This is a genomic window from Arthrobacter sp. TMN-49 (genome assembly GCF_054511095.1).
The window spans coordinates 1-22,155 of the sequence record NZ_JBTNDH010000032.1 but is presented as its reverse complement, the minus strand read 5'-3'; the positions used below and the strand labels follow the sequence as shown (position 1 = coordinate 22,155).

The 22,155-nt window shown below is 61.1% G+C and carries 15 protein-coding genes; 11 read left to right on the top strand and 4 right to left on the bottom strand.

Annotated features, from left to right (window positions below; genetic code table 11):
• Positions 1-2: 2 nt before the first annotated feature.
• Positions 3-1,364, bottom strand: coding sequence for a hypothetical protein (locus ACX80E_RS13750; protein ID WP_459302569.1), 1,362 nt, complete (start codon positions 1,362-1,364; stop codon positions 3-5).
• A 392-nt stretch (positions 1,365-1,756) separates the two neighbouring features.
• Here ACX80E_RS13750 and mtrA point away from each other — a divergent pair, with 392 nt between their 5' ends.
• The 7 genes from mtrA (at position 1,757) to secA (ending at position 12,072) form a co-directional block, all read left to right on the top strand.
• A complete protein-coding gene (mtrA, locus tag ACX80E_RS13745) occupies positions 1,757-2,431 on the top strand; it encodes an MtrAB system response regulator MtrA (protein WP_459302568.1) in 675 nt (224 codons plus the stop codon).
• A gap of 34 nt (positions 2,432-2,465) precedes the next feature.
• Positions 2,466-4,352, top strand: coding sequence for an MtrAB system histidine kinase MtrB (gene mtrB / locus ACX80E_RS13740; protein WP_459302567.1), 1,887 nt, complete (start codon positions 2,466-2,468; stop codon positions 4,350-4,352).
• Complete coding sequence (locus tag ACX80E_RS13735; protein ID WP_459302565.1) at positions 4,349-6,103, top strand: LpqB family beta-propeller domain-containing protein; 1,755 nt, start codon at positions 4,349-4,351, stop codon at positions 6,101-6,103. The genes mtrB and ACX80E_RS13735 overlap by 4 nt, the downstream gene beginning before the upstream one ends.
• 124 nt (positions 6,104-6,227) lie before the next feature.
• Positions 6,228-7,094 (top strand): ComF family protein, encoded by an 867-nt coding sequence (locus ACX80E_RS13730; RefSeq protein ID WP_459302564.1) that lies wholly within the window; start codon positions 6,228-6,230, stop codon positions 7,092-7,094.
• Positions 7,095-7,248: 154 nt separating this feature from the next.
• Positions 7,249-7,944, top strand: a complete 696-nt coding sequence (gene hpf / locus ACX80E_RS13725) for a ribosome hibernation-promoting factor, HPF/YfiA family (RefSeq protein WP_459302563.1) — start codon at positions 7,249-7,251, stop codon at positions 7,942-7,944.
• Positions 7,945-8,016: 72 nt separating this feature from the next.
• Positions 8,017-9,243, top strand: coding sequence for a winged helix-turn-helix domain-containing protein (locus tag ACX80E_RS13720; RefSeq protein WP_459302562.1), 1,227 nt, complete (start codon positions 8,017-8,019; stop codon positions 9,241-9,243).
• Between the two features lie 75 nt (positions 9,244-9,318).
• A complete protein-coding gene (gene secA / locus ACX80E_RS13715) occupies positions 9,319-12,072 on the top strand; it encodes a preprotein translocase subunit SecA (RefSeq protein ID WP_459302561.1) in 2,754 nt (917 codons plus the stop codon).
• A gap of 74 nt (positions 12,073-12,146) precedes the next feature.
• On the opposite strand, the gene ACX80E_RS13710 is transcribed toward secA, so the two are convergent.
• Together ACX80E_RS13710 and ACX80E_RS13705 are read right to left on the bottom strand one after the other, a co-directional pair.
• Positions 12,147-12,722: an Rv3235 family protein gene (locus ACX80E_RS13710; RefSeq protein ID WP_459302560.1), complete on the bottom strand. Its 576-nt coding sequence runs from the start codon at positions 12,720-12,722 to the stop codon at positions 12,147-12,149.
• Positions 12,723-12,836: 114 nt separating this feature from the next.
• Positions 12,837-13,634: a LysM peptidoglycan-binding domain-containing protein gene (locus ACX80E_RS13705; protein WP_459302559.1), complete on the bottom strand. Its 798-nt coding sequence runs from the start codon at positions 13,632-13,634 to the stop codon at positions 12,837-12,839.
• 155 nt (positions 13,635-13,789) lie between these two features.
• On the opposite strand from ACX80E_RS13705, the gene ACX80E_RS13700 reads away from it, so the two are divergent.
• Complete coding sequence (locus ACX80E_RS13700; protein ID WP_459302558.1) at positions 13,790-14,350, top strand: hypothetical protein; 561 nt, start codon at positions 13,790-13,792, stop codon at positions 14,348-14,350.
• Positions 14,351-14,369: 19 nt separating this feature from the next.
• On the opposite strand, the gene ACX80E_RS13695 is transcribed toward ACX80E_RS13700, so the two are convergent.
• Entirely contained in the window at positions 14,370-14,591 is a 222-nt protein-coding gene (locus ACX80E_RS13695; RefSeq protein ID WP_459302557.1) for a helix-turn-helix domain-containing protein, read from the bottom strand.
• Between the two features lie 249 nt (positions 14,592-14,840).
• Between ACX80E_RS13695 and ACX80E_RS13690 the strand changes: the two genes are divergently transcribed.
• The 3 genes from ACX80E_RS13690 to ACX80E_RS13680 are packed head-to-tail and all read left to right on the top strand — an operon-like array spanning position 14,841 to position 22,063.
• A complete protein-coding gene (locus ACX80E_RS13690; RefSeq protein WP_459302556.1) occupies positions 14,841-15,482 on the top strand; it encodes a hypothetical protein in 642 nt (213 codons plus the stop codon).
• Positions 15,483-15,487: 5 nt separating this feature from the next.
• Positions 15,488-17,131 carry an AAA family ATPase gene (locus ACX80E_RS13685; protein ID WP_459302555.1) on the top strand — a complete coding sequence of 548 codons (1,644 nt, stop codon included), beginning with the start codon at positions 15,488-15,490 and terminating at the stop codon, positions 17,129-17,131.
• Positions 17,132-17,188: 57 nt separating this feature from the next.
• The gene (locus ACX80E_RS13680) at positions 17,189-22,063 is read left to right on the top strand and encodes an NAD-glutamate dehydrogenase (RefSeq protein WP_459302554.1); all 4,875 of its coding nucleotides are present in this window, start codon (positions 17,189-17,191) and stop codon (positions 22,061-22,063) included.
• Positions 22,064-22,155: the final 92 nt, after the last annotated feature.

Here is a 22,155-nt window from a genome sequence, read left to right as displayed (position 1 = left end):
ACCTACTGTCCGTAGTTTCCCGGCGGCGGGACCTGGCCGCCGTCGTGCGGGTTGGCGCCGGGGGTGCCCGTCGCATAGCTCCCGGGGACCAAGGCGGCCGGGGCAGGCGCGCCGGGGATCCCGCCGTCGTCCTTGCCCGACTCGGATTCCTTGAGCAAGGTGATGTCGAAACCGTCGCGGCGCATCCTCAAGTCAACGTAGATCAACGCCATGACACCTGTTTGGAAGGCGAGGGTCACAGCACCCACCAAGGCGCCGACGAGCCCGGCGATGGACTGGGAAATGAGCGTGCTGGTGAGCATTTGTTCAGGCGTGGGATCCAGGGTCATCATGGTCATCACCATGGAGATGATGAAGCTCACGGGCGTGGTGATGACGCCGCTGATCACGGCCGCGATGACACCTGCCAGCAGTGACGTGCCAAAGGTCCGCCACCAATTCCCGTTCGTCAGGGTCCAGGAGCGTTGGATGCTCCTGAAGACGCCAACATTTTCCACAATAATCGCCGCAGGGGCCAGAAGAACTTTGGTGCCAATCCAGACGGCGACGGCCACAAACGGCAGGATTGCCAACACGGAAAAGCCCACCGCGGCGCCTGGACTGTTGGCGCCGAAGCCGAGCACCAAGGCCACAGCTATGCCTGTGTACACCAGTATTGCCACCAGCATGGCCGCCGCGTACAGCAGGGCCAACAGCAGCAAGGAACCAATGCGCGGTTGGGTCAGGCGCCACATCTGGCCAAACGAGGTCTTGCGGTTCAACACGGCACGGATCACGGGAACCACCAGGGCGCCCTGCAAAACCATTTGAATCAACGTTGAGAGGAACGCTGTCACCAGGATGGAGACGGAGAAGGTGACAAGCGGGCCAACCATCGACTCAAATGCTTCTTGATCAGTGCCATCAACGATGAAGGTGCTGTCCGTGATCACCGTCATGAACTGGCCCAGGGTAACGAACATGACCAACAGGGTTGCCGCGGCCGTTAAGAGCTGGAAGATCAGGGCCGAGCCAAACATGGCCTTGCCGTTACGCCTGGCAGCTTGAAAAGCGCCGTCGAGAATTTCGCCAACACCCAAGGGGCGCAGGGGGATAACGCCGGGCTTGGGGGGCGCCATGTAGTTGTTGTAGCCACCCGGCTGTGGTCCGGGTTGACCGTACTGCCCCCACTGGGGCTGCTGGCCATAGGGAGGCTGTCCCGGGTACTGGGGCTGGTTGTACTGTGACTGGCCGTACCGGGGTTGGCCGTACGGCGGCTGCGCAGGACCGGGTTGGGCGTACTGGCCCCACTGCGGCTGCTGCCCAGGCTGATCCTGCCCGTCGCCCTGTGGTTCCACCGGTGGCTGCTGCGGTTCATGCGTCATTGTGCTCCCTGAAATGTACCCCAGTAAAAATCATGCACCGCTGTAGCGGCGGCGGCTGTGCACCAGCTGGTAATGGTGGCGCAGCCTAGACACCTGCAATGCTCCAGTGACTATCTTCAAACCCTATCGGGAAGAACCACCTTTGCCTGTGAATAGGGCGGGAATTGGCCAAAGATTTACAGCATTCCGCTGCGGCCGCCCCGAATACGGTTACTGGTGCCCACGCACAACCCGCTAATTCCTCCCCACGCGATCCACGGCTGCCAGCTGCGGAGACCCGCAAGGGCCCCAAACCCTCAGTTTGTCGCCATTTTGGCCGAAAACTAAGGCTGGGGCACTCGCTGTGGAGCGTCGATAGGGACAATATGGTGGTAATAGGTAAATATAGAACTATGAAGGCACGCATTTTAGTTGTTGACGATGATGAAGCACTGGCCGAGATGATCGGGATCGTGCTTCGCAATGACGGTTTCGACCCCGTTTTTTGCGCTGACGGCGCGAAGGCACTTGAGGTTTTCCAGTCCAATAGACCGGATTTGGTCCTCTTGGACTTGATGCTGCCCGGAGTTGACGGGATTGAGATTTGCCGGCTGATCCGCGCCGAGTCGGATGTTCCCATTGTCATGCTTACCGCCAAGTCGGACACCTCAGATGTGGTTCGCGGCCTCGAATCGGGTGCCGACGACTACGTGGCCAAGCCGTTCAAGCCGGCCGAGCTGGTGGCCCGTGTTCGGGCCCGTCTGCGTCCCGGCGATGTCAAGGCACCCGAGACGCTCTTCATCGGTGAGATCACCATTGACGTGGCCGGGCATGCCGTTCGCCGCGCCGGTGAGCGGATCCTGCTCACACCCCTGGAATTCGACCTCCTGGTGGCTCTGGCCCGCAAACCGTGGCAGGTGTTTTCCCGCGAACTCCTCCTGGAGCAGGTGTGGGGCTACCGCCATGCCGCCGACACCCGCCTGGTCAACGTGCACGTCCAGCGTCTGCGTTCGAAGATCGAACGGGATCCCGAAGCGCCCGAGGTTGTCCTGACTGTCCGCGGCGTTGGCTACAAGGCCGGGCAGTAAGCGCCAATCGCAGAGCATCACCGGTGAAGACACAATGAGCAACCACAACGCTGTTGGCAGTAGCAGTTCAGACAAGCCTGCCATGGACAACGGCGATTCCACGGCCGGAACTGATCCTGCCACCGTCCACAAGCCTGCCCCGGCAAACTTCTGGACAGTCGTTCTGGGCAGGGTGGGCCACGGCCTGCGGAAAGCTGGAGCATGGCTCGTTCGCGGCGCCAATTGGGTTCGCGGCTCCTGGGTCAGGCGCTGGCGCACCTCGTTGCAGTTCCGCACGGTTGTGACCACCCTGCTGATCGCGGCGGTGGCGGTGGTGGGTGTTGGCGGTTATTTGGCCGGCCAAATTTCCAACGGCCTCTTCAAGGAGCGCCTGGTTCAGGCGCAGCAGGAATCAGCGCGGGGCGCCACCCAGATCCAAGCTGACTTCTCCAATGCGAGCCTCAGCGATCAGCAACGACTGTCCACCTATGTTGAGGACACCCTGCGGCTGCTCGAAGTGGGCGGTGAGGACGACAACCGCAGGTACCTCATGGTCAAGATTCCGGGCCAAACCAGCACGTTGGCCGTCAGTTCTGCAGATTCCGGTGGCGTCACCACAGCCATCATTCCCAGTGAGCTGCGCAAGGCCGTCCAAAAGGATGCCGACAGCCAGTTTTGGCAGTCCATAGCCCTGCCCACGGGCAGTGCAGGTGTCCATCCGGCGGTGGTGATTGGCAGTCAGGTTGAGTTGCTCAACACTAACTATGAGTTGTACATGATCTATGACCTCAGCAGCGCACAACTGACCTTGGACTATATCCAGTCGGTGTTGTGGATTGCTGGCGGGATCCTGTTGTTGCTCATTGGCGCCATCGTTTGGTACGTCACCCGGACGGTGGTGAATCCGGTGAGTCAGGCGGCGGCCGTTTCGGAGAAACTCGCTGCCGGCGAGCTTGAAGAACGCATGCAAGTTAAGGGAGAGGACGAGATGGCAAGGCTGGCCACCTCGTTCAACAAGATGGCCACCTCGTTGCAAGACCAGATCACGGCCCTGGCCACGCTCTCTGAGATGCAGCAGCGATTCGTCTCGGATGTGTCCCACGAGCTGCGCACCCCGCTCACCACTGTGCGGATGGCCGCCGAAGTCTTGTACGATGCCCGTGGCGACTTTGACGCCATCAACAAGCGTTCCTCGGAACTGCTCTTCCATCAGGTGGAACGCTTCGAGTTGCTGTTGGCCGACTTGCTGGAGATTTCCCGTTTTGATGCCGGCGTTGCTGACCTGGATGCGGAATCGTTGGACATTTTCTCGGTCATTCACTCGGTGATCGACGGCGCAACCCCCGTTGCGGACGCCAACTCAAGCGAGCTTTCGGTGGTGACCCGGCTGCGTAACCATAAGTGCGTTGTGGAGATGGATTCGCGCCGGATTGACAGGATTTTGCGCAACTTGGTCCTGAACGCCGTCGAGCACAGTGAAGGCAAGCCCGTAAAGATCTTTGTCTCGGCGGATGAGACAGCTGTGGCGGTGGCGGTGCGCGACTACGGCATCGGCATGTCCCCGTCGGCCCTGGGCCACGTCTTTGACAGGTTCTGGCGTGCCGACTCTGCCCGGGCCCGCACCACGGGCGGCAGCGGGTTGGGTCTGTCCATTGCCATGGAGGACGCCCGCCTGCATGACGGCTGGCTCGAGGCGTGGGGGGTACCAGGGGAAGGATCGTGCTTCCGCTTGACCCTGCCGCGCAAACGCGGAATCGTGCTTACGCACTCACCTGTTCCGCTCCCGCCCGACGGTGGTGGGCGGGCCGGCAGTTCACCATCACTGTCCACAGGCCCCGTCATGACCCACACTGGTTCCATAGGTGTGGTGGGCGCCCTGGGCGGCATCAAGTCCGTCACGGTGCACGATTCAGGGAACAACGCGGAGAAGGCGGAACAGTGAGCAGCACATCGGCCGGCACAAGGCGTCACCTGACCCAGGCACCTCGAAAACTGGTCATGACAGTGTGGGCGATGGCCGTCGTCGTCCTCCTTGCCGTTGCCGGGTGTGCCACCATTCCCACGGACGGTCCGGTGGGCAAGAGTGATCCCCTGTCGCCGCGAGACAATTCGGTCAATATCGACTTTCAGCAGTTTGAACCCATTGCCGGGGCGTCACAGGAGAGTATCCTGCGCGGGTTTATTGATACGGGCACTGGAGTTGCTGACAATTTTCAGGTGGGCAGGCAGTACTTGACGGCCGGCCTGGCGCAATCGTGGGCACCTGATAAGAGAACGGTCGTTTTTAAGGACACGTTCTCGATATCCCCGGGGCCGGTGAAGGACAGCTTCCGCTTGACCTTCGATGTGGTCTCAACGGTGGATGCGTCAGGTGTTCTCACCCCCGCCTTGGAGGGCGCCACCGAGACCGTTGAGGTCAAAATGGTTCAAGTCGATGGGCAATGGCGTATTTCCGAAGCGCCCGACGGCGTGTTGCTGACTGAAGCCAACTTCCAGACACTTTTCAGCCCCGTCTCCTTGTATTTTTATGACCCAACCTTCACCTACGGGGTCCCGGATGCACGGTGGCTGGCTGCTGGCTCATCGCGGACGGCAACGGCCATTGTCAAGGCCATGCTCAATGGCCCGGCGCCGTATTTGCAAGGGGCGGTGGTGAGTGCCTTCCCCCCGGGGATTGCCCTGGAACGTGACTCGGTGCCCGTCAACAACGACGGCATTGCCAAGGTGGGGTTGACGGCGCAACTCCTGCTGGGGACAAGTGTGGCGCAGCGTCAGCAAATGCACGCCCAACTGCTGATGACCTTTCAAAAGGGCCTGAACACCGTCAACGTACTGCAACTGCTGGCTGACGATCGTGAGGTGGACATGGGTGGTTCGGAGGAGCCTGTGCTGCCGATGATCATTGACAGGCCAGTGCCGACGAGCCAGATTGCGCTGGCCAAGAACGAGCTGGTCACCTATGACGGCACCAAGATTGCTCCCATCGCCAAGATGGCATCTATAGCCAATTTGCTGCCCTCAGCCCCTGCAATGTCATACTCGGGCAGCAATTTTGCTTTCCTGTCAGGTGCCGGCAACCAGATCTACACGATCACCCCGGGACAGGCGGCCATGCTGGCGGTGGCGGGCGGCTCCCTCACGCCGCCGTCGTTCGCCCCCAACGGGTGGGTGTGGACGGCCGCCGGCGACGGTTCGGGTGTGGTGACGGCCATCAACCCGAACGACGACGGCAAAATGGGCAAGCCAGTTGTCTTAAACGTGCCGTGGCTGGTGGGGAAGACTGTCACCACGTTGCGGGTTTCCCGGGACGGCGCACGAGCCATGGTGATTTCTCAGGACAACGGTGTGAGCACGGTGTCCGTGACGGGGATCATTAAGGCCGGTGAGATGCCCAAGGAACTCACCGAACCCATCACCATCGCGCACAGCGGAACAGTAACCCTTGGCGTGTGGACGGGGGAGTCAAGCATGGCTGTCATGGCACCTTCGGCCACCGAACTGGTCACCGTGGAGATTTTGGATTTGGTGCGCAGCCCGGTTCAATTGGAGCCGCTCAAGGGTGTCCAATGGCTCAGCGCCGGCTCCGGTGTGCGCAACGTGCATGCCCAAACAGCCACCGAGATTTCCAGCAATGTGGGCAATAATTGGCAAGTGACGGCCAAAGAGCTGCAACAAGCCTCATATGCCGGCTAGGGGTTCAACGGTCGGAGCTGGCCGCGGCGATTGATTAGTTCACAGCCATCGCCAGGTCCGTCAATGCCCACACGCGGGGCCGCAAACCGTGCGCGCGGCCTCGGCTAGGGTCCACACTAGAGGCATGGACGAGCTTAGCGATCAGCGACGCCGGCCCGGCTCGCACAGGGCGCCGGTTGCCAGTCTGTGGCTGGCGCTGTGGTTGTGGGGCGAATCGGCCTTCCGGGACTTCCTGTACCTGATTCTGCCTGCCGACTGCGTGGTGTGTGGCCGCGAGGATCACGCGCTCTGCCCCGCTTGCTCCGCCGCGCTGCGCCAGCAAACGTCAGCACCCTTCCGGGCAGAACAATCCGCCGATGCGCTGGTGGGGGTTAGGGGGTATTCGCTGCTGCCGGTCGTCGCGGCCGGTGTGTATCGGGACTCGTTGGCCGAAACGATCCTGGCATTCAAGAACCATGGACGCACCGAACTGTCAGCGCCCCTGAGCCGCTGCCTGGCCCGCGGCCTGGGCACGGTGACAGCATCCGTGGTTCCGGCGAACTCCGGGCAGGTCATTGTGGTGCCGGTGCCCAGCACCTCAAGCGGCTGGCGCCGTCGCGGCTACGACCCCGTAGCCATGATCCTGCGGGCGTTAGTACGGGAAGCTCGGCTGCCACCGGGGGTGGCCATAGTCCCACTCCTGGGCATCAAGGCTAGGCCGCCGTGGCGCAGGCACCACCAAAAAGGTCTGGGCCGGGCGGCCCGGCGGCGCAACGTACGTAACACTATGAAAATCCGGCGTAAATACCATCACCGTGTTTGGCTCAGAGCGAACCGCCGCCAGGCGCTGGTGGTGCTGGTTGATGACGTCCTCACCACTGGATCAACACTGCAAGAAGCCGCCAAAACACTTGAAAATGCTGGTCTGAGGGTGTGTGCCGGGGTGGTCCTGGCGGCCGCTCGAGCACCCGAGGGTGGTCACGAAATAAGCCCCCGGACTCGACTCGACTGAAAGTTTTCTTGCGCAAAAGATGAATAAAACCATGCAGTGAACTAACGTGAGTAAACGGGTACCTCTTTCGAGAGGAAACCGCCCGTCGGCGGTCTGGAATGTAGCGCCAAATGCTAGCCGGCCGCCGTGTCACCGAAGATATTTGGAGGGCACCATGGAGTTCATGATCACCGGTCGCAACTTGAGCGTTTCGGACCGATTCCGCGAATATGCTGGCGAGAAGCTCACGAAGATCGAACAGCTGGCCAACAAGGTCCAGCGAGTCGATGTGAAGGTTTCCAAGGAGAGCAAGGCCCGCACAGCAGACACCCCTCTCACTGTTGAGTTGACGGTTCTGGGCCGAGGCCCCGTGATCCGTGCTGAAGCCGCCGCATCCGACAAGTTCGCAGCTTTTGATCTGGCTTACGGAAAGTTGCTGGAGCGTCTCCGCCGCGCCAAGGACAAGAAGAAGGTCCACCACGGCCGGCACGCCCCCGTCGCAGTCAAGGAAGCCATTGGCTCCCTGACTCCTGTCAGCAGTTCCGAGCCCATCTACGCGCAGAGCGTGCCTGAGTCGGTTCCGGAAAAGCTGCCGTACGAGATCGAAAACGACATCCCCGCTGGCGATTCGCCGGTGCTGATCCGTCGCAAGGTTTTCCCCGCCACGGCTTTGTCCCTCGATGATGCCGTGGACAACATGGAAATGGTGGGTCACGACTTCTACCTGTTCATCGATTCCTCAACGGGCATCCCCTCAGTGGTGTACCGCCGGAAGGGATGGACGTACGGTGTCATCTCCCTGGATGACAACGCAGACGTTGTCGAAGAAATCACCGCCTACCATTCACCAGATGAGCCAGCCCGCGTCTAGGCAATCCCTTCGGGCACACCATGACCGGAAAACTGCACTGAATTCCCCGCACAAAGTCAAGGAGCAACACATATGGGTGCAAGTCTGAGCCTGTCACAGGCCCGGCGCATTGCACTCAAAGCTCAGGGACTTGCAACAGTCCGGCCCGCCAAACCCGTCACAGCACGGGAGGTGGGCCGGACCTTTGCGCAACTGCAATTGGTTCAAATTGACTCCGTCAACGTCCTATCACGCAGTCACTACCTGCCGTTCTTTTCAAGGCTGGGACCCTACGACACGTCGCTGGTCACCACCCTTGCCGGCAAATCCCCGCGGAAGCTGATGGAGTACTGGGCCCATGAGGCAAGCTTCATCCGCCCGGAACATTTTCATGATTTGCGGCAATGGCAGAACCGCCGCTGGGTGGGTTCCGACGCCATGGAATCAGGGCTTCGGGAATCGCTGGAGGAAAGCATTCTGGGCGTCCTGGCCCACAGCAAACCACTGACCGCCCGGGAAATCAAGGCCAGAATTGGCCATCAGGAAACTGTCAGCACCGACGGCTGGGGCTGGAACTGGAGCGCAGTCAAACGTGCCGTTGAAGGCCTCTTCGAACGCGGAATTGTTGGCGCAGCCTCCCGCAACGAACAATTCGAACGCCGCTACTCACTGGTTGAGAAGATCCTGCCACCGTCACAGCGTGGCCTGTTGGGTCCGGGGGAGACGATGGATGCTGCCGCCAAGGACGAATCTCTCACCCGGCTGATTTCCGCAGCGGCCCAGGCCCACGGCATCGGAACCACCAGGTGCTTCGCCGACTACTTCCGGCTCCCACCCAAGGCGGCCGCGCAAGCGGTGAACAAACTTCTCGCCACCAACGAGCTGACACCCGTCACGGTTGTGGGGTGGCCGGAGCCCACCTATCTGCACGCCACGGCAACAACACCGCGCAAGGCAACCGGCCAGGCCCTGGTGAGCCCCTTCGATTCGTTGGTCTTTGAGCGCAGAAGATTGGAGAAACTCTTCAATTTTCACTACAGGCTGGAAATCTACACTCCCGAACACAAACGAAAATTCGGATATTACGTGCTGCCGTTTCTGCTGGGCGAGAACATTGTGGCGCGCGTGGATCTGAAAGCCGATCGACACGCCGCTGTTCTTCTGGTCCGTGGCGCCTATGCGGAGCCCCATGCGCCAGCAGATACCGCCATTCACTTGGCCACCGAGCTGGAACTGATGGCGCGTTGGCTGGGGCTGGGCGCCGTCGTCGTCCTTGACCACGGGGACCTGGCACCAACACTGCGCAGCGCACTGCAATAACTGGCAGTGCGCTGCACATCTTCTCACGTAGACTGAACACGCCACTTTTAGGTGCAATAGATTGGGAGCAATTTCGTGCCATCACTTCTTGAACGGGTTCTTCGTACAGGCGATCGCAAAACGCTGAAACGACTCAATGTGCTTGCCGACGCCATTGATTCTCTGGAGGAGCCCTTCCAGACCTTCACCGACGCTGAGCTGCGCGAGGAGACAGACAAGCTCAAGCTACGCCACGAGGACGGCGAGACGCTCGATGACCTGCTGCCGGAAGCCTTTGCCGCCGTACGCGAAGCATCCTCACGCACCTTGGGCCTGCGGCACTTCCGTGTCCAGCTCATGGGCGGCGCGGCACTGCACCTGGGCAACATTGCTGAAATGAAAACTGGTGAAGGTAAAACCCTGGTGGCTACAGCCCCGGCCTACCTGAACTCGCTCACCGGCAAGGGCGTCCACGTGGTCACCGTCAACGACTACCTGGCGCAGTACCAGTCCGATCTCATGGGTCGCGTGTTTAGGTTCCTGGGCCAGAGCAGTGGTTGCATCATTTCCAATCAGGATCCTGCCGTCCGCCGCGCCCAGTACGCCGCAGACATCACCTACGGCACAAATAACGAGTTTGGCTTTGACTACCTGCGCGACAACATGGCGTGGAGCAAGGACGAGCTGGTCCAGCGCGGCCACAACTATGCCATTGTCGATGAAGTTGACTCCATCCTCATCGATGAGGCCCGCACACCGTTGATCATTTCCGGTCCGGCCTCCGGAGACGCCAACCGGTGGTACGGCGAGTTCGCCAAGGTGGTGCTGCGACTGAACGTCGAGGACGACTACGAAGTTGATGAGAAGAAGCGCACAGTTGGCGTCCTTGAAGAGGGCATCGAAAAGGTTGAGGACTACCTGGGTATTACCAACCTCTACGAATCGGCCAACACGCCGCTGATCGGCTTCTTGAACAACGCCATCAAGGCCAAGGAACTGTTCAAGCGCGACAAAGACTACGTCATCATGGACGGCGAAGTCCTCATTGTTGATGAGCACACGGGCCGTATTCTGGCCGGCCGCCGCTACAACGAGGGCATGCACCAGGCCATCGAAGCCAAGGAAGGCGTGGAGATCAAGGCTGAGAACCAGACCTTGGCCACGGTGACCTTGCAGAACTACTTCCGCCTGTACGACAAGCTCTCCGGCATGACAGGTACCGCCGAGACTGAGGCGTCGGAGTTCATGGGAACGTACTCGCTGGGTGTTGTTCCCATCCCCACCAACAAGCCCATGCTGCGCTCGGACCAGCCCGACCTGGTCTACAAGAACGAGGTGGTGAAGTTCGACGCCGTCGTCGCCGACATTGCCGAACGCCACGAAACAGGTCAGCCAGTCCTGGTCGGCACCACAAGCGTGGAGAAGAGCGAGTACCTCTCCAAGAAGCTGGCGGAAGCCGGTGTCAAGCACGAGGTCTTGAACGCCAAGAACCATGCCCGTGAGGCCGCCATCGTGGCCCAGGCTGGCCGCCGTGGGGCCGTCACCGTGGCCACCAACATGGCTGGCCGTGGCACTGACATCATGCTCGGCGGCAACGCCGAGTTCAACGCTGTTGCCGAACTGGCCGCGCGCGGACTTGACCCGGAAGACACTCCGGAAGAGTACGAGGCGGCCTGGCATGAAGCCTTCGAGGAAGCCAAGCTGGCCGTCAAAGACGAACACGAGGCAGTGCTGGAGGCTGGCGGCCTGTACGTTTTGGGCACAGAACGTCACGAGTCCCGCCGCATCGACAACCAGCTCCGGGGCCGGTCAGGGCGTCAGGGCGACCCGGGCGAATCCCGTTTCTACCTGTCGCTGACAGATGATTTGATGCGTTTGTTCAACTCCGGTGCCGCCGAGCGTCTCATGTCCCGTTCCTCGATGCCTGACGATGTAGCCCTGGAATCGAAACTGGTGTCCAAGGCGATCGCCTCGGCACAGGGCCAGGTTGAGGGCCGCAACGCTGAACAGCGCAAGAACGTGCTCAAGTACGACGACGTCCTGAACCGCCAGCGCGAAGCCATCTACAGCGACCGCCGCAGGATCTTGGAAGGTGGAGACCTGCACGAAAAGGTCCAGCACTTCCTTGAAGACACTGTCAACGAGATCATTGAAGCCTCACTGGGCGAAGGCCACCCGGGTGATTGGGACTTCCCAACCTTGTGGACCAACCTGCGCACCATCTACCCCGTCACTGTGACTGTGGACGAGATTGCCGAAGAGGCAGGCGGAATTGGCCGTATTACGCCCGAGACCGTCAAGACTGAGCTGCTCTCGGATGCTCGTGTGGCCTACCAGGAACGTGAAGCTACTCTTGGTGCGGAGACCATGCGTGAGCTGGAACGCCGCGTTGTGCTCTCGGTCGTGGGGCGCAAATGGCAAGAACACCTCTACGAGATGGACTACCTCAAGGAAGGCATTGGCTTGCGGGCCATGGCCCAGCGTGATCCCTTGGTGGAGTACCAGCGTGAAGGCTACGAGATGTTCCAGTCCATGATGGCTGCCATCCGCGAGGAAAGCGTTGGCTTCCTATTCAACCTGGACGTGCAGGTGGAGAACGCGCCGGCAACGGCCGTGGGCGTCGTCGCAGACCAGCCCTCGGCCCTGCTGGACCGGGTGGCCGGGGCAGAAGGCGCAACGCGCATCACCGCTCCGGGTCTGGCCGCACCGGCGAAGCCTGCGCAGCTGCGATTCACGGCCCCCGACGAACAAGGCGGCGTGGAAACGCATGTTGAGCGCCGCAGCGCCGGTGGCCTGCCGCCGTCGGCCAAGCGCACGGGCAATAAGAACAAGGGCAAGAAGAAGCGCTAACTCCAAGAAGTAGATGCTTTTTTCAATGGCGGCTCGCGTGCGGGCCGCCATTGTTGTCCCCGCAGCAGGACCGGCTAGCCGATGCGAAGCGCCGTGACTTTCCATAGTCCGCGGGTGAGTTCAAAGCGCATGGCCATGGCCCGGAACCGGCTCCTGTCGGCAATAACTACTGCTGTTTCAAAGATCCCGGGCGAGATGCAACTGCAATGGACCGAATGAACTACCGGCTGGGGGTGCAGCGGGTGAACGTTGCCCTTGTGGGCTTCATGGCTACCGCGCCGGGACGCGGCCTTGCAAGCCTCCGCGTGGAGCCGGGCCCGGGTTGCCAATGAACTCATGCAACGGGCATCGAGCCAGCGCGAGAGTTGTTGGACACTTCTGACGCCGTTGAGTACTTCCAGAGCTGAGCGGGCGATCTTCCCGGACATGGCTGTCACCGTGGCGCGCTCAGCAGCTTCCGGGTCAAGGACCTGCACCGTCCGCAGAGACCCTGTGTCTTGGGTAGAGTGCTGAACCGAGCTAGGCCTGATCCGGCTTGGCATCTTCACAACCGTGCCGCCCCGATCGTTCGGGGATCCCAGCACGGGCGCCGGCTTGACCACCAGAACTGTGGACTCTGCCGGGATTCGGGGGATGGCAGCTGTACTCATGATGCGCTCCTCTGGGGTGAACTCACCTGCACCGCAATGGGCTGTGCAGTAACTTGCTGTGACGAACGGAAATTGCCATGCACTGCGTGCTTGCCCTGGCTGTGAAGGATAAGGCTAGTAGCCTGACGGTGCGTGCAAGACTTGGCCGGGAAGAATGTAATGCGGGTCCTCACCAATGGTGTCTCGATTGGCGTTGTACCACCGTGGCCAGGCCTGTGCCACCTCCACATCTGTGCAAAAAGGACCCAGCGCGGCAGCCACGATTGTCCAGAGGCTGTCCCCGCTCTTCACGACCACCTCCACGGCACTAGTGCTGGGCGGCGCCCCTGGTGAGGGTACTTCCGACGCCGTTCCCCCGGGACTGTTTTCAGCATCGGCCGGGGCCGGCCGGGTAGCCGGGCGGAGCAAGAGATCGGGGTCTGTGTCCGGGGCATGCGGGAGCCATTGTGGGTCAACTGGCTCGGCCGAATTGGGTGGGAGAACGTCCGCGGTGGTGCTCGCGGTGGCGGTGGTGGCCACCGTTTCGGCACGCCAGAGCGGGTCAAGCCCGGGCGCCTGGGCCGCCGCAAGTAGTGGGGTGGCCATGAGATTTAGTCCAAGCACGGCGATGACAACGCGCCGCATGAAAGCCGGCGAACACGACGCCGTGAAGTCCGCGACTTTTGCTGCACCTTTCTCGTGAGCCACGGCCGACACGCACGCGCACGCCATGGCAAGGATCCACCAACACAGCAAGGCGACGCCCGCGCCGGCTCCGGCCACGCCCAACAGTTCGGCAAGATCCAGGGGTTGTGCCGATCTAATGTTCTGCCAGCGCAGGCGCAGAAGCGAGATCCCGCTATACACCAGCGATGCGCCGAGGACGAGAATTGCCGCCGTCATGGCCAGATCGGCTCGAGTTTGCCGTTGCACCGAAGCTCCCCTTTGAACTGTTTTGACACTGTTTGGCATCATATAAATGCGTATGACTCATTTTGACCCCATTCATTGGCATGTGTCCAGAGCTTGCGGAAAAAAAGGCAAATAACCAGTTGACGACGCATCGGCCCTGCGCCTACCGTGACGCCATGCGATGGGAACTACTATTTGGTGACCTGGAAACTCAGTGGCATGGTGCCACGCAGCTTGACTTGGAGCGCCACGTCAACGAACTGGCACGGGTGGAGGCCTCACAGCTGACAGTTGCCGAGGCATTGAGGGGCGCCAAGGGGCAACAGATTTCGGTGGTCATGTGCAACGGGACTGCTTTTCATGGTGCTGTGCACAGGGTTGAACCGCAATGGATGTTGTTAAGTGAGGACAACCGTTCAGTGTTGTTGCCGCTGGCGAAGCTATTGCGGGTTCATGGCCTGGGAACGGAACGAGCACGGACAGTCTCTCGGGTCCAATACTCTCTGGCCGCCGCCTTGCGTGTGTTGGCAAGGAACAGATCTGTTGTCGTTCTTGATCTGGACACCGCACACCCTGCAGGTATTCGCGGGGTGTTGGATCAGGTGGGGGCTGACTATGTGCAGCTCATGCAATTGGCCGACGGCGTCAGCCGGGACCGCGAGAACCGGCAGGGCACCGTTGTGGTTCCCCTGAGTAGCCTGGTGTCAGTCGCCTCAACTGCGGACAACGAGTTTTAGCCACGGCTGCGCGGACGCACTAGACGGCGTCTGACGGTGCGTTCTCGGCGGCGAGCATGGCCCGGGCCGCTGCATGGCGATCATCGATGAACTGTTCAAACTTGGCTTCATCCACGCGCCACTGCCCTCGCCCGCCAATTTGAAAGGCCGGCAGCTCGCCGCTGTGCACCAATGCGTAACACGCAGCGGCAGAAATTTGCAGCTGTTCGGCAACATCCGCCAGAGTTAGAAATCGAGGCATGCACTCATTATCTCCCCTTTAGTCATGTTTGACGAGGTTGATTGACGTTATCCCCGGAGATCCCCTCGTGTGGGGACCATTCGCCCGCATGTTGTCCACAGATTCAGAGCTTTTTGGCAGAGGGGCTTTCAACACGGGCTCATCGGTTGTAGAACTAAGTACACGACTGTCCGTTCGGGGCGTGGGTTCATGCCGCCAACATTGCGTGCACCGACCACCTGGCGGAACGTTCCGCAACCGGGAGGATCCATGGCTTTGGCAGCACAGGGGCAAGCCTCGCGGTTGACTAAGCCCTCATGGAAGGATCCCCGGCTGCTGATAGGGATTCTGCTGGTTCTGGCCTCCGTGGCTGGCGTTGTGGCGCTCGTGGGCAATGCCGGCAAGACAGTGCCCATGTATGCCGCCAAGGATGCCCTGGTGGTGGGGCAGAAAATTACGACCGAGTCCTTCAACATAGTCCACGTCCAACTCGGCGATGTGGGCGGGAAGTACCTGGACCCGGGGGTGGTGCTGGGCGAAAATAGCGTGGCGGTGCGGATGGTGGCCAAGGGTGAACTTGTTGCCCGGTCCAGCATTGGGCAGACCGACGCACTTGATCGCAAACCCGCGCCGGTGACCATCAGTGAGCCGTTGCCGAAGGAGGTGGTGGTGGGCTCCTATGTTGACGTTTGGGTTGCCCTCCCGGATGAGCGCAACGGCTACCAGGCGCCCGTCCTGATGCTCCCCGGTGCCGAAGTCGCCGCACTCAACGTTGCCTCCGGGTCGCTCGGATCCGGGAAGAACATGCAGCTCATGGTGTTGGTGAGTGACGCCCAGATGCCAAAGTTCCTGGGGGCGGTGGCCAATAAGGCTAAAGTCTCGGTGGTGTGGAATCCCGGGGCCGCGCAGTGAATGGTGTGAGCGTGGTTTCAGTGGGGGACACAGCGAATGGCGTCATTGACGAGCTGGCGGCACGCCGGGGCAAACTCAGCATTGTTCGTCGGTGCCCGGAACTGGTGCAGTTGCTGGCTGCCTGTCAAAGCGGCTTGGCCCAGGTTGCTGTGGTGGCCCAGTTTGCCGGCGACCTGACGGCAACACTGGTCGACAGGCTCGCAGCTGTGGGAGTCGGTGTGGTGGCTGTTGCCGATTCCCCCGAGGAAGCCCTACGCCTGCGCATCATGGGTGCTTCGGTGGTGTCGGGACAGGTCACGGCCGAGTCATTGAGCGCAGCTGTGCTGGCAGCTGTTGAGAGCAGGCGGCACCACCTCTCAACAGGCTTTGCTGTGCCGGCCGCCTACGATTCCGGGCCGCTCGCGCCGAACAGCGCCACAGCGTCCGCCCCGGCTGATGACGCCATCGATGACTCCGGTGGCGGCGCTGCACAGGAAGCTTCCGAAGTACTTAGTGTGGAGTCTCCAGAGACCGGCGGGAAGGCGCACCCCGATGGTGCCGGCCCGTCACCGGCGAACCCCCGGGATAACCAACCTGCTGAATCCAGCCAGCCGCCCACGCGAGGTGCTGGAAACAAGCCCCAGCCCCACGCCGGCCCGTCGGCGTCACCGGGTAGCCATCCCCGACGGGCCAGTGGGGGGATCGCCGCCAAAGTCAGGGCCCGGTTGCACCGGGAGACAACCCCGCAGCGCAGCAGCCACCACAGAACTGCCACCGAGGCGTCGGGTTCGCCCGCCTCGCCTCCGCGGGGCGGCAGCACTCTTGTGGCCGTGTGGGGTCCCATCGGCTCACCGGGGCGGACAACTGTGGCCATCAACTTAGCCGCTGAACAAGCAGCGTCGGGGCGCTCAGTGCTGCTGATAGACGCCGACAGTTTCGGGGCAAGTATTGCTGCGGCGTTGGGGTTGCTGGATGAGTCTGCCTCCTTTGCACAAGCCTGCAGGGCGGCCGATCAAGGGCAGCTAAGCGTTGCGCAGCTGTCCAAGATTTCCACTGCTGTGGTGTTTTCCGGTGGCACTTTTTCACTTTTGACGGGGCTTACCCGCGCGGACAGGTGGCCGGAATTGCGGGCTGCTGCCGTGGAACGGGTGCTTTTCCTGGCTCAAGAAATGGCTGAGCTGGTCATTGTGGACTGCGGTTTTTCACTGGAGAACGACGAAGAACTCAGCTATGACACGGTGGCGCCGCGGCGCAACGCTGCCACCTTGACGGTGTTGAGTGAGGCGGACATCATCTACGCATTGGGCAATAGTGACCCGGTGGGTATTCCGCGCCTGATTCGGGGACTGGCGGAGCTGGCCCAGCATTGCCCCGCGGCCGACGTTCGTGTGGTGGTCAACAAGGTACGCCGCAGGGCTGTGGGAGGTGCGCCGGAGAAAGCCCTTGCTCAGGCCTGGGAACGTTTTGGTCCGCCCTTTGCCATCAAGCATTTCCTGCCGTGGGAGCCGGAGCTGACAGACAAGGCACTGTTGGAGGGGAGGCTTTTGCAAGAGATTGCTCCTGATGCGCCCTTGCGTGAGGCCATTCGTGGCATCAGTTGTGCAGCTGCCCAGCGAAACCCGGAAAGTGCTGTAAGAAACGCCACAGCAGAGCACGAAGTTCAGCGATAGGCTCAGTTGTAGGGTCGCAAAGAGGCGGTCTTTTCTCTTTCACGGAGGCGTTATTTTATGTCATCGCACTCATCCAGCCCCGAACCTGTGCAGGATTCGACGCGGGTTGGCGGCAAGTCATTTTTTGATGACTACTTTGTGCAGCTTTCAGCCGAGGACGCTGCTCGCTACGAGCCGGCTGTTTTGGCGGCACGGGCTCTCGCGCACCAGGCCCTCGCGGCCCAGCGGGCACCCAGCCATGCCAACGTGGAAGTCCTTGACGAGCACGATGCCAGTGTTGTGTACATCGTTACCGATGACATGCCCTTCCTTGTGGACTCCGTCAGTGCCGAACTGGTACGGCAGAAGCTGGCCATCCATCTGGTCACTCACCCCGTTTTTGTGGTGTCACGCGATAGGGTCAGCCATGCGCTCGCTTCGGTGACAAAAGTCCCCACCCACACCGGCATTGCCAGCGGCGACACCTCCGCCATGCCCAATATTTCCCATCTTCTCGGGGACGGGGACAACTCCTCGTACTTGGAGTCGTGGATAGCGATTGAAATCCCCAAAACCGATGACGCCGCCAAGCAGGAACTGCTCGCCGGCCTGGCAAAAGTGTTGGCAAATGTGCGATCGGCCGTTGAGGACTGGCCGGCCATGCGGGAAAAGGCGCTGAGCCGGGCCGAAATCTTGGCAACAGTGTTGGCAGGGGAGTCCCTGGCGGATCTTCGCGAGGCCGAAGATTTGCTGCACTGGATGGAGGCCGACAACTTCACCTTCTTGGGTTACCGCGAGTACGACCTCACCAAACAAGATGGCGAAGATGTCCTGGTCAACCGTGAAGGCAGCGGTTTGGGGTTGTTGCGCGAGGATGCCAACCACGTTTCCGTGCAGCACCTGACCACCACCGGTCAGCGCAAGGCCCGTGAAAAGCGAGTCCTGGTCATCACCAAGGCCAACTCCCGATCAACCGTGCACCGCGGCGCGTACCTTGATTACATTGGCATCAAGTCCTTCGACTCCCAGGGAAACGTCAACGGTGAGCAGCGCTTCATTGGGTTGTTCTCCTCAGCCGTCTACACCGGTTCTGTCCGCAACATCCCGGTCGTGCGCGAAAAAGTGGATGCCGTACTCCGGCACTTTGGTTTCCCGCCCAACTCCCACTCCGGCAAGGACCTTTTTGCCGTGCTGGAAACCTACCCTCGCGATGAACTGTTCCAGATCGAGGTCCCGGACCTGATTGTAATCGCCAACGGCATCCTGCGTCTGGCCGAACGCCGTCGAACACGGTTGTTCCTGCGCCCGGACATCTACGGCAGGTTCATGTCCGCGCTGGTATATATCCCGCGTGACAGGTACACGACTGCTGTGCGCCACCGCATTGAGCAAGAACTCACCCGAACCTTCAGCGCCGTCGCCATTGACTTTGAGGCGCGCATGAGCGAATCGGCGCTGGCCCGTTTGTTCTTCCGCATCAGGTTGCCCAAGGCGTACCTGGTGCCGGAGGACCTGCACGTTGCTGAGTTGGAACAACGCCTGGTGCGCGCGGCACGGTCCTGGCCCGAAGGTGTTGCCCAGGTGCTGCGCGAATCGCAGCCGCAGGAGGTTGCTGACCGCTTGGTGCCGCAGTGGTCAGACGCCTTCCCGGCCAGCTACCGCATCGACTTTGAGGTGGAAGACGCTCTCTCGGACATTGCCAGCTTCGAGGAATTCGACGCCAACTACAAGGACGTTGTCGCCGCCGGCCTGAGCCCTGACCTGTGTGCACCCGGCATGCGGGTGTACCTGCCCGCTGGAACTGAGGAATTGTTGGAGGAAGACGCCCGCGTCAAACTCTTCATGGCACACCCTAAAAGCCTCACCAAGATCTTGCCGTTCTTCCACAACCTTGGGCTGGAAGTCCTTGACGAACGGCCCTTTGAGATTGAAACAGCTGATAAGCGTGACTTCTTCCTCTACGACTTGGGCCTGAAGTACCCGGCAGGGGTGGACCCGCGGGCAACAGCGGAACTGCTCACGGCGGCCTTTGGGGCGGCCATCACCGGCCAGAGCGAATCTGATCCCTTTGACCGTTTGGTGCTGACCGAGGGCATGCAATGGCGACAAATCGTGATTCTGCGCGCCTACGCCAAATACATGCGCCAGATGGGCAGTGCCAACTCCTACGGCTTCATTGCCGCCACCCTTTTGCAAAACGTCGACGTGACACGCGGCCTGGTGGAGTTGTTTGAGGCCCGCTTCAACCCAGCCATTGACCAGGCAGCCCGCCCGGCCATGCTGACGGAGATCCACGCCAGGCTCAACACGGCGCTGGAGAACGTGCCAACCCTGGATGCGGACCGTGTTTTGCGCACGTTCACCAACTTGGTCGATTCGACCCTGCGCACCAACCACTACCGGAACCGTGATTTCTTGAGCATGAAGCTCAATCCGGCCACCATTGAGGGCCTGCCGGCGCCACGGCCCATGTTCGAAATCTGGGTTTACTCCCCGCGCGTGGAAGGCACGCACCTACGCTTCGGCAAGGTGGCCCGTGGCGGCCTGCGCTGGTCCGATCGCCGTGAGGACTTCCGCACGGAAGTGCTCGGTCTGGTGAAAGCGCAGACAGTCAAAAACGCGGTGATTGTGCCCACCGGCGCCAAGGGCGGATTCTTCGCCAAACAACTGCCCAACCCGGCAATCGACCGTGGCGCCTGGATGGTGGAAGGCCAGGAAAGCTACAAAACCTTCATCCGCGGCTTGCTGGATGTCACCGATAACTTGGTGACCTCCGTCGCCGGTGAAGTGGTGGTTCCGCCGCACAACGTTGTGCGCCACGACGCCGATGACACCTACCTGGTGGTGGCGGCGGACAAGGGTACGGCGTCCTTCTCCGACACAGCCAACGCCATCTCGGCCGAATACAATTTCTGGCTGGGCGACGCATTCGCCTCGGGTGGTTCGGTGGGCTACGACCACAAGGCCATGGGCATCACCGCCCGCGGCGCCTGGGAGTCGGTCAAGCGGCACTTCAGCGAGTTCGGCGTCGACACCCAAACACAGGAGTTCACGGCAGTTGGTGTCGGAGACATGTCAGGTGACGTGTTTGGCAACGGCCTGCTGCGCACCCCCCACGTGCGGCTCGTGGCGGCCTTTGACCACAGGGACATTTTCCTTGACCCCAACCCTGATGCGGGCAGTTCCTTCCAGGAACGCCAGCGGCTCTACGACTTGCCCCGATCGTCCTGGCAGGACTACAACCCCGAGCTGATCAGCGACGGCGGTGGGGTGTACTCACGCACGCTGAAGTCAATCCCCATCACCGAGCAGGTGTGCCTGGCGCTTGGCCTGCCCGAGGGCACGGTAAAACTCAGCCCGCCGGAATTGCTGCGCGCCATCTTGCTGGCCCCCACTGATCTGCTGTACAACGGCGGCATTGGCACCTATATCAAGGCCAGCACCGAAACCCATGCCGACGTGGGAGACAAAGCCAACGATCCCATCCGTGTTGACGGTGCAGATCTGCGGGTCAAGGTCATCGGTGAGGGTGGCAACCTGGGCATGACCCAGCGGGGACGCGTGGAGGCAGCCTTGCACGGTGTCATCCTCAACTCCGACGCCATCGACAACTCTGCCGGCGTTGATTGCTCCGACCACGAGGTCAACATCAAGATCTTTGTTGACCGCATGGTGGCGGCAGGGAAACTGGATCCGGCCGAGCGCACTGAATTCCTGATGTCCATGACGGACGAAATCGGGCATCTGGTATTGGAAGACAACATTGAACAGAACATTGTCCTGCTCAATGACCGCCAGCGTGTGGTGGAGTGGAGCCCCAGTTTTGAACGCTTCATGGATTGGCTCGACGTGCATGCGGGGCTGGACCGCGAGCTTGAGGCTTTGCCCAGCAACGCCCAATTGCACGAACGGTTGGCAACCGGGCAGGGGCTGACCTCTCCGGAGCTTGCTGTTTTGCTGGCCTACGCCAAGATGGAATTGGCCAAGGCGCTGAGCAACAGCGATCTAGCTGATGACCCTTGGTTCAAGAAGACGCTGCGCAGCTACTTCCCTGCCGAAGTGGCGGCACGGTTTGATGCCGAGCTGGACACGCACCCGCTGCGCAAGGAAATCATTGCCACAGTGGTGGCCAACGACATGGTCAATTTGGGTGGCATCACCTTCGCCTTCCGCGCCATGGAGGAATCCTCAGCCACGGAAGTAGTTGTCGCGAAAGCCTTCGTTGCCTTGCATGAGATCTTCGACTTTGCCACCATGAGCAATGCGCTGCGGGAATTGCCGCCGAGCTTTTCCACCGAGCAGTGGGCAGCGATACACCTGGACAGGCGCCGCCTGCTGGACCGTGCCGTCCGGTGGCTGGTCAACGAAGGCATCACGGCGCACAATATCGAGGATGTCGTCAACCGTTTCAAGCCCGTGGTGAGCACCCTGGGAACGCACATGGGCGACTACTTCCAAGGTGTTGATGTGGAACGTGTGCAGACGTGGCGTGACCGTGCCGCGGCCTTTGACATGCCGGCAGACTTGGGCAGGCGCTGGGCCGAACTCTTTGAGACGTTCGCGCTGCTCGATGTGGCCAAGGTCAGCGAGTTCCTGACGGAACCCGAAGATGCTGTGGCCAGCGTGTACTACGCGTTGTACAACAGGTACACGATTGATGCCTTGCTCGAACGCATCACGGCGTTGCCACGCAACGACAGGTGGCAGGCCCTGGCCCGCGCCGCCTTGCGTGATGACCTCTACGCGACAACGGCGGACATGACCAGCAACGTCATGGCCAGCACGGAGAGTGGCACTCCCTACATGGAGCGGATCCAGGCCTGGGAAGCGCAAAACCAGGAACAACTGACCCGGGCTATTCGGATGTTTGAAGAAGTCAATGAACTTGAACAAGACGATATGGCGTCATTGTCGGTAGCATTGAGGCTCTTGCGTTCGATCGTGCGGCGCTAAAGACCGCGTCGGTCCAACCGTCAGTGCTGTGCCCCCCGCGTTGGGAGAAGGGACAACCCCCCCCCCTTTCGGAGCCCCCCCCCCCCCCCTTT

What these genes read in the sequence shown, in the direction of transcription:
- ACX80E_RS13750 (WP_459302569.1), bottom strand. Translation starts at nt 1,364, where the DNA reads ATGACGCATGAACCGCAGCAGCCACCGGTGGAACCACAGGGCGACGGG.
- mtrA (WP_459302568.1), top strand. Translation starts at nt 1,757, where the DNA reads ATGAAGGCACGCATTTTAGTTGTTGACGATGATGAAGCACTGGCCGAG.
- mtrB (WP_459302567.1), top strand. Translation starts at nt 2,466, where the DNA reads ATGAGCAACCACAACGCTGTTGGCAGTAGCAGTTCAGACAAGCCTGCC.
- ACX80E_RS13730 (WP_459302564.1), top strand. Translation starts at nt 6,228, where the DNA reads ATGGACGAGCTTAGCGATCAGCGACGCCGGCCCGGCTCGCACAGGGCG.
- hpf (WP_459302563.1), top strand. Translation starts at nt 7,249, where the DNA reads ATGGAGTTCATGATCACCGGTCGCAACTTGAGCGTTTCGGACCGATTC.
- ACX80E_RS13720 (WP_459302562.1), top strand. Translation starts at nt 8,017, where the DNA reads ATGGGTGCAAGTCTGAGCCTGTCACAGGCCCGGCGCATTGCACTCAAA.
- ACX80E_RS13710 (WP_459302560.1), bottom strand. Translation starts at nt 12,722, where the DNA reads ATGAGTACAGCTGCCATCCCCCGAATCCCGGCAGAGTCCACAGTTCTG.
- ACX80E_RS13700 (WP_459302558.1), top strand. Translation starts at nt 13,790, where the DNA reads ATGCGATGGGAACTACTATTTGGTGACCTGGAAACTCAGTGGCATGGT.
- ACX80E_RS13695 (WP_459302557.1), bottom strand. Translation starts at nt 14,591, where the DNA reads ATGCCTCGATTTCTAACTCTGGCGGATGTTGCCGAACAGCTGCAAATT.
- ACX80E_RS13690 (WP_459302556.1), top strand. Translation starts at nt 14,841, where the DNA reads ATGGCTTTGGCAGCACAGGGGCAAGCCTCGCGGTTGACTAAGCCCTCA.
- ACX80E_RS13680 (WP_459302554.1), top strand. Translation starts at nt 17,189, where the DNA reads ATGTCATCGCACTCATCCAGCCCCGAACCTGTGCAGGATTCGACGCGG.